The sequence below is a fragment of the Ectopseudomonas toyotomiensis genome (assembly GCF_017167985.1).
Classification (GTDB): domain Bacteria; phylum Pseudomonadota; class Gammaproteobacteria; order Pseudomonadales; family Pseudomonadaceae; genus Aquipseudomonas; species Aquipseudomonas toyotomiensis.
Map to the genome: position 1 here is coordinate 852,077 of NZ_CP070505.1, position 17,315 is coordinate 869,391.

Below are 17,315 nucleotides of genomic sequence, written 5' to 3' on the forward strand. Positions count from 1 at the left end.
CATTAACAGGCCGAAATCCTCCGCATCTACAGCCTATAATGGGTGACCATCACAGGAAGCGCTCATGAATCTCGCTCCCCGCCAGCACGACATCCTCAACCTCGCCCGCGACCGTGGCTACGTCAGCATCGATGAACTGGCTCAAGCCTTCGCCGTTACCCCACAGACCATTCGCCGCGACATCAACCAGTTGGCCGAGCACGGTCTGTTGCGTCGTACCCATGGCGGCGCGGCGTGCGAATCATCGAGCATTCAGAACACCGCCTATGGCATGCGCGCCGGGCAGATGCGCGAAGAAAAACAGCGTATCGCCGAAGCCGTGGCGGCGCAGATACCTGATCACGCCTCACTGTTCATCAATATCGGCACCACCACCGAGGCCATCGCTCGTGAGCTGCAGAACCACAAGGGCCTGAAGATCATCACCAACAATCTGCACGTCGCTGCGCAACTCAGCGCCAAGGCCGACTTCGAGGTCCTGGTGGCCGGCGGTACGGTGCGCAGCGACGGCGGTATCGTCGGCCAGGCGGCGGTGGATTTCATCCAGCAGTTCAAGGTCGACTACGCCATCGTCGGCATCAGCGGCATCGACGACGACGGCAGTCTGCTCGACTTCGACTATCAGGAGGTACGCGTTTCCCAGGCGATCATCGACAACGCGCGGCAGGTTTTCCTCGCCGCCGACTCCAGCAAGTTCGGCCGCAACGCCGTCGTGCGCCTGGGCTCAATCGCCCTGGTCGACCGCGTCTTTACCGATAGCGCGCCTTCAGCCGCCATCACCCGCCTGCTGCACAGCCACAAGGTCCAGCTCGACCTGGTCTGATCCCGCTCGGCCTGAGCTACGTCCAACATCCTTCGACGACCGCTCGGCGCGCAATCGCATGCCGGGGTAGCGAAGCTGCGCATCTTCGTCTAGCATATTTTCGAAAGTGAACATAACCACATTCGAATCCAATAGCCGAGCGTGCCACATGCCCCACGACCAGTTCGCCAGCCCCGTTGCGGAAGTCTATGACCTCGCCGTCGTTGGCGGTGGTATCAATGGTGTGGGCATCGCCGCCGATGCAGCCGGTCGTGGCTTGTCCGTGTTCCTTTGCGAAAAGGACGACTTGGCCAGCCATACTTCATCTGCCAGCAGCAAGCTGATCCATGGCGGCTTGCGCTACCTGGAGCACCACGAATTCCGCCTGGTACGTGAGGCACTGGCCGAGCGAGAAGTGTTGCTGGCCAAGGCGCCGCATATCGTCAAACCGATGCGCTTCGTCCTGCCACACCGCCCGCACCTGCGACCGGCCTGGATGATCCGCGCCGGCCTGTTTCTCTACGACCACCTGGGCAAGCGCGAGCGCCTGCCGGCCTCGCGCGGCGTGCGCTTCGGCGCCGGTAGCCCGTTGAAAGCGGAGATCAGCCGCGGTTTCGAATATTCCGACTGCTGGGTGGACGATGCTCGCCTGGTAGTGCTCAACGCCATGGCCGCGCGGGAAAAAGGCGCGCACATCCACCCGCGCACCCGCTGCGTCAGTGCACGGCGCAGCAAGGGTCTCTGGCATATCCATCTCGAGCGCAGCGACGGCAGCCTGCTGTCCATTCGCGCCCGCGCCCTAGTCAACGCCGCCGGCCCCTGGGTCGCGCGCTTCATCCGTGAAGACCTCAAGCAGCAATCGCCTTATGGCATTCGCCTGATCCAGGGCAGCCATATCGTCGTGCCGCGCCTGTATGACGGTGAGCAGGCCTACATCCTGCAGAACGAAGACCGTCGCATCGTCTTCGCCATCCCCTATCTGGAGCGCTTCACCCTGATCGGCACCACTGATCGCGAATATCAGGGCGACCCCGCCCAGGTGACGATCACCGCCGAGGAAACCGACTATCTGCTCAAAGTGGTCAATGATCACTTCAAGCAGCAGCTCAGTCGCGACGATGTGCTGCACAGCTTCGCGGGCGTGCGCCCACTGTGCGATGACGAATCCGATGAGCCGTCGGCCATTACCCGCGACTACACCCTGTCGCTCTCCGGCGCGCCGGGCGAGGCGCCGCTGCTTTCAGTGTTCGGCGGCAAGCTGACCACCTATCGCAAGCTGGCCGAATCCGCCATGCATGAACTGGCCGCGCATTTCACCAACCTGGGCCCGAGCTGGACAGCCACCGCCCCGCTCCCCGGTGGCGAAGATCTGCAAGGCCAGAGCGCCCTGGTCGAAGCGCTCTGCGAACGCTATGGCTGGCTACCCACCAGCCTGGCCAGACGCTGGGCTACCAGCTATGGCAGCCGTACCTGGCGCCTGCTCGATGGCGTACATAACCTTACCGACCTCGGCGAACATCTCGGTGCCGGACTCTACACCCGCGAAGTGGAATACCTGCGCCGTGAAGAATGGGCCCGCAGCAGTGCCGACATTCTCTGGCGGCGCAGCAAACTGGGCCTGTTCATGACCCCGGTGCAGCAGGCCCGCCTGCAGGACTACCTGAACAGCCGCGACCCGCATTCGGCTTACGCTGCCTGAATTCTGCGTGCCCCATGCCCCGCTCTGCGGGGCTTTTTTATGGGCGCGGAAAAATAAAATATCGGGGTTACTTCCCCGTTTCAGTCAGCGTGGAACTTTCAGCAACTTTTTTATTGCGTTGATTCAATAACTTGGCGTCATGATGCGGAATAAAAACATTCTTATTCAGTTTTATTTTTACTTATGTTTCAAACACTTAAGTTTGACATAAGGGAAAACCAGGCCGAAAATTCGAAGTCATCACGGTCATTGAAGTAGCAGGAGCGGTCATGAAAGGCGACAAGAAGGTCATTCAACACCTGAACAAGATTCTTGGTAACGAACTGGTCGCCATCAACCAGTACTTCCTGCATGCGCGAATGTACGAAGATTGGGGCCTGAAGAAGCTCGGCGAGCACGAGTACCACGAGTCCATCGACGAGATGAAGCATGCCGACAAGCTGATCAAGCGCATTCTCTTCCTCGAAGGCATTCCCAACCTGCAGGACCTGGGCAAGATCCTGATCGGTGAAAACACCAAGGAGATGCTCGAGTGCGACCTGAAGATCGAACACAAGGCTCACGGTGATCTGAAGGCCGCCATCGCCTATTGCGAGAGCATCGGTGACTACGCCAGCCGCGAACTACTCGAAGAAATCCTCTGCTCCGAAGAGGATCACATCGACTGGCTGGAAACCCAGCTCAGCCTGATCGAAGCCGTCGGCCTGCAGAACTACCTGCAATCGCAGATGGACGAATAATTCTTACCCGCTACATAAAAGAACGGGAGCCACTGGCTCCCGTTTTTTATTGCAATGAAGAATCTCGTGGAAGGGGCTCAAGCCACGATAGCAAGTCGCCACTGAAGCGCCTCCCACATCTCAACGCGCCTCGCTCTCCTTGACCCGGAACCACGCTGCATACAGCGCCGGCAGGAACAGCAGGGTCAGCGCCGTGGCCACCACCAGCCCGCCCATGATGGCTACCGCCATCGGCCCGAAGAACACGCTGCGTGACAGCGGAATCATCGCCAACACCGCCGCCAGTGCAGTGAGCACGATAGGACGGAAGCGGCGCACCGTGGCCTCGATAACGGCGTGCCAACGGTCCAGACCGTGGCTGATGTCCTGCTCGATCTGATCGACCAGAATCACCGAGTTACGCATGATCATCCCGGCCAGGGCGATGGTGCCGAGCATGGCGACGAAGCCGAACGGCTGGCGGAAGATCAACAGGAACAGGGTGACGCCGATCAGGCCAAGTGGTGCAGTGAGAAACACCATCGCCGAACGCGAGAAGCTTTTCAGCTGCAGCATCAGCAGCGTCAGCACCACCACGATGAACAGCGGGATACCGGCGTTCACCGATTTCTGTCCACGTTGCGAGTCTTCCACCGTGCCGCCGACCTCCAGCAGATAACCCGCAGGCAGTTCCGCGCGGATCGGGTCCAGCGTCGGCAGGATCTGCTGGGTCAGACTGGCCGGCTGCTGCTTGCCATAGACGTCGGCACGCACGGTGACGTTGGGCAGGCGATTGCGATGCCAGATGATGCCTTCCTCGAAGCCGTATTCCAGCGTCGCCACCTGCGACAGCGCTACGCTGCGACCGCTGTCGGTCGGCACCGCCAGGCTCGGCAGCAGGCTCAGTGCCTTGCGTTCCTGCGGCGTGCCGCGCTGAAGAATCTCGATCAGCTCATTGCCCTCACGGTACTGGCTGACGCTGGTGCCGGACAGCGAGCCTTGCAGGAAGCGCGACAGCTCGGCGGTGTTGACCCCCAGGGCACGGGCACGATCCTGATCGATATTGAGGATCACCACCTTGCTCGGCTCCTCCCAGTCCAGGTGCACGTTCACCACATGCGGGTTCTCGCGCACCTTGTCCGCCACCTGACGGGCCAGCGCGCGCACCTCGTCGATATGCTCGCCGCTGACGCGGAACTGGATCGGGTAGCCCACGGGAGGCCCGTTCTCCAGGCGGCTGACGCGGCTACGCAGGGTCGGGAACTCGTCGTTCATCACCTTGATCAGCCAACCACGCAGGCGCTCGCGCTCTTCGATACTTTTGGCCAGTACCACGAACTGAGCAAAGCTTGCCGCCGGCAATTGTTGATCCAGTGGCAGATAGAAACGCGGTGAGCCGGTACCAACATAGGCCACGTAGTTGTCGATGCCAGACTGCTCCTTGAGCAGCTTCTCCAGGCGATGCACTTCGGCCTCGGTGGCGCTCAGCGAGGCGCCCTCCTCCAGCTTGATGTCGACCATCAGCTCCAGGCGACCGGAGGCCGGGAAGAACTGTTGCGGCACGAAGCGGAACAGCAGCACAGAGGCGACGAACAGCGCAATGGTCAGCAGGATCACGATGCCGCGACGACGCACGCACCATTCAACCGTGGCGCGAACACGGCGGTAGAACGGCGTCGAATAAGGGTCATGACCTCCTGCGCTGCCGCCGTGTTTCGCCGCATGCAGCTTGGCCAGATCGGGCAACAGCTTGTCGCCCAGATAGGGCACGAACATCACCGCCGCGATCCATGAGGCGATCAGCGAAATGGCCACCACCTGGAAGATCGACCGGGTGTATTCACCCGTGCCGGACTGCGCGGTGGCGATGGGCAGGAACCCGGCCGCGGTGATCAGGGTGCCGGTGAGCATCGGAAAGGCGGTGCTGGTCCAGGCGAAGCTGGCGGCCTTGAAGCGGTCGTAGCCCTGCTCCATCTTGATCGCCATCATCTCCACCGCGATGATCGCGTCGTCCACCAGCAGGCCGAGGCCGAGCACCAGCGCGCCGAGGGAAATCTTGTGCAGGCCTATCCCCAAGTAGTACATGGCGGCAAACGTCATCGCCAGCACCAGCGGAATCACCAGCGCCACCACCAGGCCGGTGCGCACCCCCAGGGAGAAGAAGCTGACCGCGAGCACGATCACCAGCGCCTCCACCAGCACCTTGACGAACTCACCCACACCGGTTTTCACCGCCGCCGGCTGATCCGAAACCTTGCGCAGCCCCATGCCCAACGGCAGCGTCTGTTGCAAGCGGGCGAACTCACCTTCCAACGCCTTGCCCAGCACCAGAATGTCGCCGCCGTCCTTCATCGCCACGGCGATGCCGATGGCATCCTCACCCATGAAGCGCATGCGCGGCGCGGGTGGATCGTTGAAACCGCGCTTGACCTCGGCCACGTCGGCTATGCGGAAGGTACGATCAGCGACGCGAATGGGAAAATCGCGAATTTCCTCCACCGATTCGAAGCGCCCGGTCACACGCAGTTGAATACGCTCGCTGGCGGTTTCGAAGAAACCGGCAGCCGCCACCGCATTCTGCGCCTCCAGCGCCTGCTGCACGGCAGACAGTGGCAGACCCAGGGTCGCCAGCTTGGTATTGGACAGTTCGATCCAGATCTTCTCGTCCTGCAGCCCCACCAACTCGACCTTGCCCACGTCCTTGACCCGCTGCAGTTGCAACTGTAGGCGGTCGGCGTAGTCCTTGAGCACCGCGTAGTCAAAACCGTTGCCAGTCAGCGCATAGATATTGCCGAAGGTGGTGCCGAACTCGTCGTTGAAGAACGGCCCCTGGATGCCGGGCGGCAGCGTGTGGCGGATGTCGCTGATCTTCTTGCGCACCTGATACCACAACTCGGGAATCTCGGCGCTGCGCATGGAGTCACGTGCCATGAAGGTCACTTGCGACTCGCCCGGACGGGAGAAGCTGGTGATGCGATCGTACTCACCGGTCTCCATCAGCTTCTTCTCGATGCGCTCGGTGACCTGGCGCGATACCTCTTCGGCGCTGGCCCCCGGCCAGTTGGTGCGAATCACCATGGCCTTGAAGGTGAACGGCGGGTCCTCGCTCTGCCCCAGCTTGGTGTAGGACAGCGCCCCCACCACGGCGAACAACAACATGATGTAGAGGACGATCTGGCGATGGCGCAGCGCCCAGGCAGACAGGTTGAAGCTCATGCGGGCTTACTCCTTGACTGCCAGTTCGACGTTGCGGTTGTCCCGATCGACCGGGCGTACCTGCTGGCCTTCGCGGAGAATCTGCACCCCGGCTGCGACTACCCAATCGGAAGCGGCGAGCCCCTCCAGCACCGGCACCCGGTCATCGCCATAGGCACCGACACGCACCGGGCGGCGCTGCACGATGTGCTCCTTGGGGTCCACGACCCAGACGAACGCCTGGTCCTGCTCGGCGCTGAGTGCCGACAGCGGCACCGCCAGCGGTACCTCGCCATTGCTGGCGATGAATACCCGCGCGCTCTGCCCCAACTCAGCCGGCACCTTGCCTTCGGTGAACGCGACACGAGCGGCGAAAGTACGCGACTGAGGATCGGCCGCCGGCGCCATCTCGCGGATGCGTCCGGGGAAACGCTGATCCGGCTGCGACCAGAGTTCCACCTCGACCACCTGACCAATCTCGAAACGACCAAAGCTCTGCTCCGGCAGGCTGATCGACACCTCACGCTCACCATCGGCAGCCAGAGTGAACACCGTCTGACCAGCCGCCACTACCTGCCCCACCTCGACCGCACGGCGGGCGATCACGCCGTCCTGCGAGGCCCGCAGCACGGCATAGTCGGTCTGATTGCGGGCCACGTCGTACTCGGCCTTGACCTGTTTCAGACGTGCTTCGCCAGCACGGTACTGGTTTTCGATATTGTCGAACTGCGAGCGGCTGACCAGGTTGCGCCCAAGCAACGCCTTGTAGCGCTCACGCTCGGCGCGCACGGTCTGCAGGTTGGCCTCGGCTGCCGCCATCTGCGCGCGGATGGCTTCCAGCTGCAGGCGCACGTCCTGCGGGTCCAGCTCGGCCAGTGGCTGATCCTGCTTCACCCGGTCACCGACATCCACCATGCGCTTGCTCACCTTGCCGGCGATACGGAAGGCCAGCTCCGGCTCATAACGTGCACGCACCTCGCCCGGATAGCTGTCGACCAGCGCAGTAGCCGGCTGCGGCTGCACCACCATGGCAGGACGGATCGGTTGCTCCGCCTGTTCACCGTTACCGCAGGCAGACAGCAGGAAGACGAGACCCAGAGAAGCAACGAGCGGGAGAACATGGCGAGACATGTGTAAGACCTTTCAGAGAAGGTTTGGAATATTTGTACTGGCGGGTATAGTAAAAATAGCAAACTCGCCAGTCCAGTATTAAAATCCGCCAATGCCTGACAAGTTGTTACAACCTTCCGGCCCCGGCCGACCGAAGGATCCCGCCAAACGTCGTGCCATCCTCGAGGCGGCCAAGAGCCTATTCCTGCGTAATGGTTACGACGGCAGCAGCATGGACGCCATCGCCGCAGAGGCAGGCGTTTCCAAGCTCACGGTGTATAGCCACTTCACCGACAAGGAGACCCTGTTTTCTGCGGCGATCAAGGCCAAGTGCGAGGAGCAGCTTCCCGAACTGCTGTTCGAACTGCCGGATAACGTGCCGCTGGAAAGCCAGCTCCTGGAAATCGCGCGTGGTTTCCTGGCGCTGGTCAACAGTCGCGAATCGGTAGAAATGCACCGGATGATGGTGAATCTGGCCAGCCAGGGCTCGAAGCTGTCGCAGCTGTTCTACGAAGCCGGCCCGAAACGGGTGCAAGAAGAGATGGAAGTGCTACTGCACAAGGCCGCCAAGCGCGGTCTGCTGAGCCTGGATAATCCCCATCTGGCCGCCGATCACTTCTTCAGCCTGCTCAAGGGCGGCGCGCACTTTCGCCTGCTGATCGGTTGTGGCGAACCGCTGGAAGGTGAAGCCGCCGAGCATCACGCTCAGGACGCCGTGCAACTGTTCCTGCGCGCCTACAGACCCTGACTGCTTACACCTGAGCGCCGGGCTCCAGCTTCTTCTTCGGGTAGATGTCGTAACGGCTGGATTTGCCCTCAAGCACATAACCCGGCTTGCTACCTTCGATTGCCGGGGCCTTGCGCGGGCGCTTGACCACCACGCGGTGAGTGGCCAGCGCCAGCGCCGCCTCGAGCAATGCCGGCGCATCCACGTCATCGCCGACAAACGGGCGAAACAGGCGCATTTCCTTCTTCACCAGCGCACTCTTGTCGCGATGCGGGAACATCGGATCGAGATAGATCACCTGTGGCGCCTCCCCTTGCCAGTTGCGCATCAGCTCGATGGCGTTACCGGTAAGCAGGCGCATGCGCGCCACGATGGGTGCCACGTCGAGGTTCAGTGCCGCACGCTGCAGGCCGTCCTCCAGCAAAGCCGCCACCAGCGGCTGGCGCTCGATCAGGGTCATCTCGCAGCCCAGACTGGCCAGCACGAAGGCATCGCGCCCCAGCCCCGCGGTCGCATCGAGAATCCGTGGCCGAATGCCCGACTGCACGCCCACGGCCTTGGCGATCATCTGCCCACTGCCGCCGCCGAACTGGCGGCGATGCGCCGCCGCGCCCTCGACGAAATCCACCCGCACCGGGCCAGGCGCCTTGTCGCCCAGCTCGACCAGTTGCAACCCGTCATCACCCAGTTGCAGGGCGAACTCGGTCTCGCCGTCTTGCCTCAAGTCCAGGCGCGATGCCCATTGAGCGGCCGCTTCGGCGTACTGGGGGTGGAGGGCTTGGATACGAATGCTGGCGTTGTGCCGCTCGTCGGTCATTGGCTCGTTCTGCTCAAAAATCACTCAAAGCACCGGCCACACGGCCGATATCGAAGAAGCGGCATTCTGCCAGACCCGGCCGCCGACAGCCGCATCGAGAGTGAACATGTTCGACGCCCTCTCCGCCCCGCGTCCTAGTAGCAGCCCTGCCAGCCCCCGTCCGCTGGACGACGAGCTCGACCGTGCGGCGCGCGAATCCATCAACTATCAGATTCTGCGCCGCACTCTGGGTATCGAAGACGAGCAGAAACCTGGTGAGGTCGCTCGTGAACTGCGGGAAACCGCCGAGCAACCTGCCGTGTCCAGCAGCGCCGCCGTCATCAGCCAGACGCTGATCGATCAACGCGGCCTGGAGCTGAATGTCAGCGTGGGCCAGGCGCCCCAGCAGGTCGATCCGCTGGTACTGGATATGGCTGGCAACGGTTTCTCCACCGGCGGTCTTGGCCGCCCCGTGCGCTTCGATCTGGATGCCGACGGACGCATGGACTCGATCAGCGTACCCACCGGTGACGACGCGCTACTGGCGCTGGATCGTAACGGCAACGGGCGTATCGACGATGGCCGCGAGCTGTTCGGCGATCAGCATGGCGCCGTCAATGGCTTCGCCGAACTGGCGCGCTTCGACGACAACGGCAACGGCCGTATCGATGCAGCCGATGCGGTATTCGACCAACTGCGCCTGCTGCGTTTCGATGCCCAGGGCCGCCAGCAGTTGCAGACACTCGGCGAAGCAGGCGTCAGCGCCATCGACCTGCGCGCCCGCGACGTCAGCATCGCCCTGGGTGCTTACGACCAGATCGCCCAGTTGGGCCGATTCGAGTTCACCGACGGGCGCAGTGGACAGGCAGCCGACCTGCTGTTGGCCAAACGCTAGCGGCACATCCGCCACATGCCCATGTCCACGTGAAAATGATCACGATGGGCGGCGTTGTATTCCGGCCCCAGAGTGACATTGAAGCTATCGCAGGCCGCTTCCTGTACCAGACGCAGGAAGCGCGCCTTGTCGCCCTGCCCTGGCCAGTCTCGCAGAACGCTGATGTGCTGGCCGTCGCGCAGACGAAAACCGACCATATCCAGCGCGTTGGCATAGGAATGCTGGCTGGGCCGCTGACTGCCGGCAATGCTGCGACAGGCGAAGCTGCCGACATGCTCGACGCGGGTCACCGGTTGGCCGAACACCGCTTGCGCAGCCGGCTGCAAGCCATGTCGCTCGAACAGGGCGAAACTCACCGCCAGCGGACAGGTGGCCATGAAGCTGCTGCTCAGGCCAACGCTGGCGCCTTGAATGCGCACAGCGTTTTCCACCGGGCAGCCCAGGTGCGGCGTGCTGTCGGCAAGACGGGTAAAACGCAGCCCGGACGTCGCCAGGGCCAGGTCACACAACTCGCGATCGTCACCCAGACGCCAGAGCTTGAAGGGGGTCAGCAGGTTCGGCGTCTCTCGCACATCCAGCGGCGCCCAGGGGTTGAAACGCGGCGCCACCTCCAGCCAGCCACGCCACAGCGCCACCAGTAGCGCTGCACCCAGCAGCAGGGAGAGAAACAGCAAACGCCCGATTATCCGTATCAGCATATCCATGCTCCATCAGAGTAAGCCAAGCTGCTCCAGTTCCGGTTCGATCTGCAACACAGGCAGTTCGGGCAAGCCAGGCAGGCGCTGCATCAGCTGCTCATGAAAACGCCGCGCCAGCTCCGGTGCCAGGCGGTTGTCCGAGGTATGGGCAAAAACGTAAGGACGCAGCCCCTGCTCGATCCAGCCGGCGATCTTGTCCAGCCAGGGCAGCATAAAGGGGTCGTTGGCCAGCAACTCGGGGTGACCGATGAAGCGCAACTGCGGGCCCTGACTGAACGCGGTAGGCCGAGTCGGCAGACGCGGCTTCTTGGCTTGCGCATGCAGTACGGCGGGTTCCTGCGAGTCGCAACTGAACAGCGCGCGCGAATCAAGGCAGATGCGCTCGATACCACGCTCGTGCAGCAGGCGATTGAGCATACGCTCGGCATCGCTCTTGGCGAAGAATTCCGGGTGGCGCACCTCTATCGCCAGCGGCCAGTCTCCCCACTGCTCGATGAACGCCGCCAGTTCCGCCAACCGCGACGGCGCGAAGCTGGCCGGCAGCTGCAGCCAGTAAGGCGCCACCCGTTCGCCAAGCGGCGCCAACAACTGGCGAAACTGCGTGACCTCATCCAGTTGCTGGCAGAGATCCTCGCTGTGACTGATGTCTCGCGGCAACTTGGCGCAGAAACGAAAGTGCGCCGGCATTGCCTGCGCCCAGCGCGCCACCGTTTGCTCGCTGGGCCTGGCATAGAACGTGGTGTTGCCTTCCACCGCGTTGAACACCTCGGTGTAGCGACTGAGAAACTCGGTTGGCCGGGTATCCTGCGGATACAGCGTGGCGCGCCAGGCCGCTTCGCTCCAGGATGGACAACCAAGGTAATAGGGAAGCGCAGCGCTCATCGATCTATGCGACGGTCCAAGCTGATGGGCGTGAGCCACGCCGTGAAACGGGGTTATGCGTAGAGATCGAGCCCGAGCACTTCCTGCGCATCGTACTCGCTGGCGTAAGCGGCGGTGGTGCTGTAGCTGGCCAACGCCTGAACAGCACGGTTGCTCAGCGCAGGCTGTTGATAACCGAGGTCCTGTGAGCGAGCCGGCAGGCTATCGGTGTTACTGCTGCTGGCCTGCACGCGGCGAATCTGCGGCGCCTGCTCAAGCCCCTGGCTGCTGGCCGGGGCAGCCGGCTGTTCACGCTGAGCCTCGACCTCCCGCTGCGCCTCGCGATAGGGCGTGACCGCAGTCCCCGAACGGGGGCCACGATCTGGCGAGTAGGAAGGTAGGTAACCGTCGATCCGCATCTAGGACTGCTCGGTGGGCTCGGCTGAACAAAGGACAGTGCTGGCAATGTAGCGGCGGGCTGCGTCCTTGGCAAATGCCGAAGAGTTCTTGGCGCCAAGCATCCGACCAGTTGTCATGCCGGCGGTGCTTTCGGCGTGGCGACCTGGTCACGCAGGTACACCGGCTGCGCCTGATCAGCCGGCAACGCCTCTCCACGCGCCCAGGCAAAACGGGCCAGCGTCAGCAAGTCTTCGGCGTGCGGCAGCATGCTGCCATCCATGCTCACAGGTGTGAGGGCGATACGCGCGGCGAAGGTGCCCCAACCGGTACCGGCACCGAACCACTCACCATCGCTGCCACGCGGCGCCTCGGCTTGCTCCGGCGGCAACACCGCTTCCTGGCCGAGCAGGCGCATCTCGCCGGCTTCTGCGCGATAGCAACCCCAGTAAACCTCGTCCATACGCGCGTCGATGGCGGCAGCAACCTGAGTCGCGCCCTGCTCACGCAGTGCACGCTGGGCCAACACGGCCAGATTGGATACCGGCAGCACCGGTCGATCCAGGGCAAAAGCCAGCCCCTGCACCACGCCGATGGCGATACGCACCCCGGTGAAAGCACCAGGGCCACGACCGAAAGCGATGGCATCCAGCGCCGACGCGGGGATACCTGCCTCACCCAACAGTTGCTGAATCATCGGCAACAGGCGCTGCGCGTGCATACGCGGGGCGACTTCGTAGTGGCTGAGCACGCGACCATCATGCAGCAGCGCGACGGAGCAGGCTTCGGTAGCGGTATCGAGGGCCAGGAGAGTGGTCATTGCATTCGGACAGCGGAAGAAAAAAGAGCCGGCATTAGACCGGCTCGACGCATTTTTTTCCAGCACCATGTCGGCGCCCGGCTCGCGCCGAGCGACCGACGGAGATCAGCACCGCCTTACCAGGGCTCGACCACCGGCTCGGCCTCCCAGCTTTTAAGCGGCGCCTTGGACCAGGTGCCGTAGCCAGCATTGGGGAACACGATCCACTCGACGCCCCACTTGTCCGACTCTTCGGCGACGGTCTTGCGCTGCGCATCGAGCGGCGTCTTGCGAAAACGTGCGTCGAAATCATGCAGCGTGTCGCCCAACAGCATGATGATCTGATGATCGGCGCTGACGATGGCGCGGCGCTCGACCTTGGGCGGCCCGAGCAGCAGCACGCTCTCCTCCGATACCTGCGGCAAACCCAGCTTGCTCAGGGTGGCCAGGGTGTATTTTTTCTGCTCGTCGGCGCGGTCGGAGATGTAGCGGATGGTCACGCCAAGCTTGTCGGCATGCTCGAGGAATTTCTTCGCGCCAGGGATCAGTGCGGGCGTGCCGTCACGCTCCCAGGGCAGCCAGGTATCCCAGGCGTCGTACTGGTGACAGTTGGCCAGATCGCGCGCCAGCAGCGCGCTGTTGTCGATCACGGTTTCATCGAGGTCGGTGACGATGGCCAGCTTCGATGGATCCTTCGCCGCCGCTACGGCCTTATCGAGCTTTTCCGTGGCGATGTTGTAGGCCTGCAACTGCAGCGCCTGGATTTCCGCAGACTGCTGCTGAAAGCGCAGGCCCATGGTGAACTCGGCGACGGAACAATCCGTCGCGGTGTCGGCAAATGCCAGCTCAGTGGCCAGCAGCGATACCGCAAGGCCCAGCCAGATGCGTTTCTCGGTCATTGAATGCCCTCTTCCCTATAGGTTATCGACACGCCCCGGCGCAGACCGGAGGCTGCATCGTCGATACTAGCCGGCACGGGTTGCGTGGCCATGCTTGAGAGCGACCTGAACGTATCAGGTTCCATAAACGAACAAGGCCCCTTGCGGGGCCTTGCTGCGATGACAACGGGCGATCTGGACTCAGTCCAGAGCCGCCAGGGTCTTTGCGGTGATCTCTTCGACGCTGCCGACACCCGGAATATGGCTGTATTTCGGGGTACCGGATGCAGCGGAGAGTTTCTGATAGAAGTCCACCAGCGGCTTGGTCTGCGAGTGGTAGACGGACAGGCGATGACGCACGGTTTCTTCCTTGTCGTCTTCGCGCTGAACCAGCTCTTCACCGCTGATGTCGTCCTTGCCGGCAACCTTCGGCGGGTTGTACTCGGTGTGGTAGACGCGGCCGGAAGCCGGGTGAACGCGGCGGCCGGACAGACGCTTGACGATCTCCTCGTCCTCAACGGCGATTTCAACCACGTGATCCAGCGCGACACCGGCATCGCGCAGCGCTTCGGCCTGCGGGATGGTGCGCGGGAAACCGTCGAACAAAAAGCCATTGGCACAATCGGCCTGAGCGATGCGCTCCTTGACCAGATTGATGATCAGGTCGTCGGAGACCAGGCCACCAGCATCCATAACGCTCTTGGCCTTCAGGCCGAGCTCGGTGCCAGCCTTGACCGCAGCACGCAGCATGTCGCCAGTGGAGATTTGCGGAATGCCGAATTTCTCGGTGATGTAGCGAGCCTGGGTACCTTTGCCGGCACCGGGCGCCCCCAGCAGAATCACGCGCATCGATGTGCTCCTCAAGAGTTATGTAGTAATCGGTCGGACTCGCCTCGTGGGGCCAATCTCTTGAATGTAGTGCGGCAGCCGTAGCGGCCAAAAGGCTGCTCAAGATACACAGCGCACCCCAGGCGCACAAGCCGCCAAAAGTCGGATAAAAACCCTCCTCGTGGCGGCCTGGACCTGCTACGCGGCGCAGCTCAGGCAGCTGCCTGCCAGCACCCTGCCGCCCTCAGCCAGTGTTGCGCAAGCCCGCTGCAATACCCGCTACGCTGACCAGCAGCGCCTGCTCCAGAGGGCTCTCCGGCGCCTGTTCACGTTGCCGACAGCGCGCCAGCAGCTCGGCCTGCAACAGATGCAACGGGTCGAGGTAGGTGTTGCGCACGCTGATCGATTCCAGGGTTTCCTGATTATGTGCGAGCAGGCGCGACTGGCCAGTCAGTTCCAGCACAGCAGCGCAGGCCTGCGACAATAGGTCGCGTAACTGCGCCCCCAGCGCCTGCAGCGACGGTTCGACCAGGCGCTCGTCGTACAGGGCAGCGATATTGGCGTCCGCTTTGGTCAGGACCATTTCCAGCATGTCGATGCGGGTGCGGAAGAACGGCCATTGCTCGCGCATGCTTTTCAGCAGCTCAGCATCACCGCCTTGCAGGGCTTGTCCCAGGGCCTGCTCCCAGCCGAGCCAGGCCGGCAGCATCAGACGGGTCTGGGTCCAGGCGAAGATCCACGGGATCGCCCGCAGGCTCTCCACACCACCTTCGCGCCGCTTGGCCGGGCGACTGCCCAGCGGCAAGCGGCCGAGCTCCTGCTCCGGCGTGGCCTGGCGGAAATACTCGACGAACTGTGGATGCTCGCGCACCACGCCGCGATAGGCCTTCACGCCGACATCGGCAAGGCGATCCATCATCGCCCGCCAGCTTGGCTCCGGTGCCGGTGGCGGCAGCAGCGTGGCTTCCAGCACCGCAGCCAGATAGAGGTTGAGGTTCTGCTCGGCGATATCCGGCAGGCCGAACTTGAAGCGGATCATTTCCCCCTGCTCGGTAGTGCGGAAGCGCCCCGCAACCGAGCCGGGCGGTTGCGACAGAATGGCCGCGTGAGCAGGGCCACCGCCACGGCCAACGGTGCCACCGCGACCATGGAACAGCAGCAGTTCGACCTGATGCGCGCGACACAGACGCACCAGTTCCTCCTGGGCGCGGTACTGCGCCCAGGCTGCGGCGGTTGTACCGGCGTCCTTGGCCGAATCGGAATAACCGATCATCACTTCCTGCGGGCCATGCAGCCGCGCACGATAGCCGGGCAACCCCAGCAGCCGGTCGATAACCGGCCCGGCGTGGTCCAGATCGGCCAGGGTTTCGAAAAGTGGCACCACCCGCATCGGCCGGCGCAACCCGGCCTCTTTCAGCAGCAGTTGCACGGCCAGCACGTCGGAGGCAGCACCGGCCATGGAGATCACGTAAGAGCCCAGCGATGCGGCGGGAGCGGCAGCCACCTCGCGGCAGGTGGCGAGCACTTCGGCAGTATCGGCCGAAGGACGATAGTCGCTCGGCAGCAGTGGCCGGCGGTTCTCCAGCTCGCGCTGGAGAAAACTCAGGCGCGCCTCCTCATCCCATTCGGCGTAGCGACCGAGGCCGAGATAATCGGTGATTTCCGACATCGCCGCAGCGTGCCGGGAGGAATCCTGACGAACATCGAGGCGTACCAGAAACAGACCGAAGGTGGCTGCCCGGCGCAGGCAATCGAGCAACGGACCATCGGCAATCACACCCATGCCGCAGGCATGCAGCGACTGGTAGCAGAGCTGCAGCGGTGCCAGCAGCTCATGGTTGTCGCGCAGCACTGCATTACTCGGCGCCACATCGGCGCTGAGGGCCTGCTGCGCCCAGCTGCGCGTTTCGCGCAGGCGCTCGCGCAGCTGCTTGAGCAAGGCACGGTACGGTTCGGCACTGTCGCCCACCTGCGCGCGCAGTTCGTCACTGGCCTGCTGCATGGACAGTTCCGCGGCCAGATTGTCGACATCGCGCAGGTAGAGATCGGCGGCCATCCAGCGCGCCAGCAGCAACACCTCACGGGTCACGCGCGCGGTGACATTGGGGTTGCCGTCACGGTCACCGCCCATCCATGAGGCGAAGCGAATCGGCGCAGCCTCCAGCGGCAGACGCAGACCGGTGGCGGCCTGCAGGCTCTGATCGGCACGGCGCAGGAACTGCGGCACGGCCTGCCACAGCGAATGCTCGATGACAGCGAAGCCCCATTTGGCTTCGTCCACCGGGCTGGGCCGGCTACGACGGATTTCCTCGGTGTGCCAGGCCTCGGCGATCAGCCGCTGCAGGCGCTGGGCGATGCGTTCACGTTCTGTTGGTAACAGATCGCTGTGATCCAGTGCCGTCAGTTGCGCGGCGATGGCATCGTATTTCTGGATCAGCGTACGCCGCGCCACTTCGGTGGGGTGCGCTGTCAGCACCAGTTCGATATCCAGACGCCCCAGCTGACGCGCCAGTTCATCGCTGCCCTGCCCGGCGGCGAGCAGGCGTTCGAGCAGCTCGTCGAGCACGCGCAACTCGAACGGCTCGGGCTCACCCGCACGGCGGCGGCGCACACGGTGCTGCTGCTCGGCGATGTTGGCCAGGTTGAGAAACTGATTGAAGGCCCGTGCCACCGGCAGCAGTTCGTCGTCACCCAGGTCCCCGAGGGTGCTGGTCAACTGCTCGGCACCCGCGGCAGAGCCACGACGACCGGCCTTGGCCGACTTGCGTATGCGTTCGATCTTGTCGAGAAACTCGTCGCCCAACTGGGTGCTGATGGTATGCCCAAGCAGTTCGCCGAGCAGGTGCACCTCTTCACGCAGGCGCGCATCGATTTCCGCCATGTCGCACTCCTTCTCCTGTCCAGTGTCAACA

Annotated in this window: 15 protein-coding genes; 5 read left to right on the plus strand and 10 right to left on the minus strand. The window is 63.2% G+C overall.

What is annotated here, in order from left to right; all coding sequences use genetic code 11:
- Positions 1-64 precede the first annotated feature (64 nt).
- The 3 genes from JWV26_RS03835 (at position 65) to bfr (ending at position 3,241) form a co-directional block, all read left to right on the plus strand.
- Complete coding sequence (locus JWV26_RS03835; protein WP_021490293.1) at positions 65-823, plus strand: DeoR/GlpR family DNA-binding transcription regulator; 759 nt, start codon at positions 65-67, stop codon at positions 821-823.
- A gap of 148 nt (positions 824-971) precedes the next feature.
- Positions 972-2,501: a glycerol-3-phosphate dehydrogenase gene (gene glpD, locus JWV26_RS03840; protein WP_055986872.1), complete on the plus strand. Its 1,530-nt coding sequence runs from the start codon at positions 972-974 to the stop codon at positions 2,499-2,501.
- A 269-nt stretch (positions 2,502-2,770) separates the two neighbouring features.
- Positions 2,771-3,241 (plus strand): bacterioferritin, encoded by a 471-nt coding sequence (gene bfr / locus JWV26_RS03845; protein ID WP_003462607.1) that lies wholly within the window; start codon positions 2,771-2,773, stop codon positions 3,239-3,241.
- A 120-nt stretch (positions 3,242-3,361) separates the two neighbouring features.
- On the opposite strand, the gene JWV26_RS03850 is transcribed toward bfr, so the two are convergent.
- Together JWV26_RS03850 and JWV26_RS03855 are read right to left on the minus strand one after the other, a co-directional pair.
- Positions 3,362-6,436, minus strand: coding sequence for an efflux RND transporter permease subunit (locus JWV26_RS03850; protein WP_206418442.1), 3,075 nt, complete (start codon positions 6,434-6,436; stop codon positions 3,362-3,364).
- A 6-nt stretch (positions 6,437-6,442) separates the two neighbouring features.
- A complete protein-coding gene (locus JWV26_RS03855; RefSeq protein ID WP_072425860.1) occupies positions 6,443-7,546 on the minus strand; it encodes an efflux RND transporter periplasmic adaptor subunit in 1,104 nt (367 codons plus the stop codon).
- Between the two features lie 91 nt (positions 7,547-7,637).
- Between JWV26_RS03855 and JWV26_RS03860 the strand changes: the two genes are divergently transcribed.
- A complete protein-coding gene (locus JWV26_RS03860) occupies positions 7,638-8,273 on the plus strand; it encodes a TetR/AcrR family transcriptional regulator (RefSeq protein ID WP_072425861.1) in 636 nt (211 codons plus the stop codon).
- Between the two features lie 4 nt (positions 8,274-8,277).
- Here the strand turns inward: JWV26_RS03860 and JWV26_RS03865 are convergent, their stop codons facing one another.
- Positions 8,278-9,069, minus strand: coding sequence for a class I SAM-dependent methyltransferase (locus tag JWV26_RS03865; RefSeq protein WP_206418443.1), 792 nt, complete (start codon positions 9,067-9,069; stop codon positions 8,278-8,280).
- Positions 9,070-9,175: 106 nt separating this feature from the next.
- Here JWV26_RS03865 and JWV26_RS03870 point away from each other — a divergent pair, with 106 nt between their 5' ends.
- Complete coding sequence (locus tag JWV26_RS03870; RefSeq protein ID WP_241201272.1) at positions 9,176-9,943, plus strand: hypothetical protein; 768 nt, start codon at positions 9,176-9,178, stop codon at positions 9,941-9,943.
- On the opposite strand, the gene JWV26_RS03875 is transcribed toward JWV26_RS03870, so the two are convergent.
- From JWV26_RS03875 to ppc, 7 genes are all read right to left on the minus strand, one after another.
- Positions 9,940-10,641, minus strand: coding sequence for an extensin-like domain-containing protein (locus JWV26_RS03875; RefSeq protein ID WP_206418445.1), 702 nt, complete (start codon positions 10,639-10,641; stop codon positions 9,940-9,942). The two genes, JWV26_RS03870 and JWV26_RS03875, sit on opposite strands and share 4 nt — an antisense overlap.
- Before the next feature lie 12 nt (positions 10,642-10,653).
- The gene (locus tag JWV26_RS03880; RefSeq protein WP_206418446.1) at positions 10,654-11,523 is read right to left on the minus strand and encodes a DUF72 domain-containing protein; all 870 of its coding nucleotides are present in this window, start codon (positions 11,521-11,523) and stop codon (positions 10,654-10,656) included.
- 53 nt (positions 11,524-11,576) lie between these two features.
- Positions 11,577-11,921, minus strand: coding sequence for a hypothetical protein (locus JWV26_RS03885; RefSeq protein WP_072425866.1), 345 nt, complete (start codon positions 11,919-11,921; stop codon positions 11,577-11,579).
- A 113-nt stretch (positions 11,922-12,034) separates the two neighbouring features.
- Positions 12,035-12,718 (minus strand): tRNA (adenosine(37)-N6)-threonylcarbamoyltransferase complex dimerization subunit type 1 TsaB, encoded by a 684-nt coding sequence (gene tsaB / locus JWV26_RS03890; RefSeq protein WP_206418447.1) that lies wholly within the window; start codon positions 12,716-12,718, stop codon positions 12,035-12,037.
- A 116-nt stretch (positions 12,719-12,834) separates the two neighbouring features.
- On the minus strand, positions 12,835-13,596 hold the full coding sequence (locus JWV26_RS03895; protein WP_206418448.1) for a 5'-nucleotidase, lipoprotein e(P4) family: 762 nt from the start codon (positions 13,594-13,596) through the stop codon (positions 12,835-12,837).
- 180 nt (positions 13,597-13,776) lie between these two features.
- The gene (gene adk, locus JWV26_RS03900) at positions 13,777-14,424 is read right to left on the minus strand and encodes an adenylate kinase (protein ID WP_017675094.1); all 648 of its coding nucleotides are present in this window, start codon (positions 14,422-14,424) and stop codon (positions 13,777-13,779) included.
- Between the two features lie 223 nt (positions 14,425-14,647).
- On the minus strand, positions 14,648-17,284 hold the full coding sequence (gene ppc / locus JWV26_RS03905) for a phosphoenolpyruvate carboxylase (protein ID WP_206418449.1): 2,637 nt from the start codon (positions 17,282-17,284) through the stop codon (positions 14,648-14,650).
- Positions 17,285-17,315: the final 31 nt, after the last annotated feature.

Coding starts and splice junctions, on each gene's coding strand:
- JWV26_RS03835 (WP_021490293.1), top strand. CDS start 65: ATGAATCTCGCTCCCCGCCAGCACGACATCCTCAACCTCGCCCGCGAC.
- glpD (WP_055986872.1), top strand. CDS start 972: ATGCCCCACGACCAGTTCGCCAGCCCCGTTGCGGAAGTCTATGACCTC.
- bfr (WP_003462607.1), top strand. CDS start 2,771: ATGAAAGGCGACAAGAAGGTCATTCAACACCTGAACAAGATTCTTGGT.
- JWV26_RS03850 (WP_206418442.1), bottom strand. CDS start 6,436: ATGAGCTTCAACCTGTCTGCCTGGGCGCTGCGCCATCGCCAGATCGTC.
- JWV26_RS03855 (WP_072425860.1), bottom strand. CDS start 7,546: ATGTCTCGCCATGTTCTCCCGCTCGTTGCTTCTCTGGGTCTCGTCTTC.
- JWV26_RS03860 (WP_072425861.1), top strand. CDS start 7,638: ATGCCTGACAAGTTGTTACAACCTTCCGGCCCCGGCCGACCGAAGGAT.
- JWV26_RS03865 (WP_206418443.1), bottom strand. CDS start 9,069: ATGACCGACGAGCGGCACAACGCCAGCATTCGTATCCAAGCCCTCCAC.
- JWV26_RS03870 (WP_241201272.1), top strand. CDS start 9,176: ATGTTCGACGCCCTCTCCGCCCCGCGTCCTAGTAGCAGCCCTGCCAGC.
- JWV26_RS03875 (WP_206418445.1), bottom strand. CDS start 10,641: ATGCTGATACGGATAATCGGGCGTTTGCTGTTTCTCTCCCTGCTGCTG.
- JWV26_RS03880 (WP_206418446.1), bottom strand. CDS start 11,523: ATGAGCGCTGCGCTTCCCTATTACCTTGGTTGTCCATCCTGGAGCGAA.
- JWV26_RS03885 (WP_072425866.1), bottom strand. CDS start 11,921: ATGCGGATCGACGGTTACCTACCTTCCTACTCGCCAGATCGTGGCCCC.
- tsaB (WP_206418447.1), bottom strand. CDS start 12,718: ATGACCACTCTCCTGGCCCTCGATACCGCTACCGAAGCCTGCTCCGTC.
- JWV26_RS03895 (WP_206418448.1), bottom strand. CDS start 13,596: ATGACCGAGAAACGCATCTGGCTGGGCCTTGCGGTATCGCTGCTGGCC.
- adk (WP_017675094.1), bottom strand. CDS start 14,424: ATGCGCGTGATTCTGCTGGGGGCGCCCGGTGCCGGCAAAGGTACCCAG.
- ppc (WP_206418449.1), bottom strand. CDS start 17,284: ATGGCGGAAATCGATGCGCGCCTGCGTGAAGAGGTGCACCTGCTCGGC.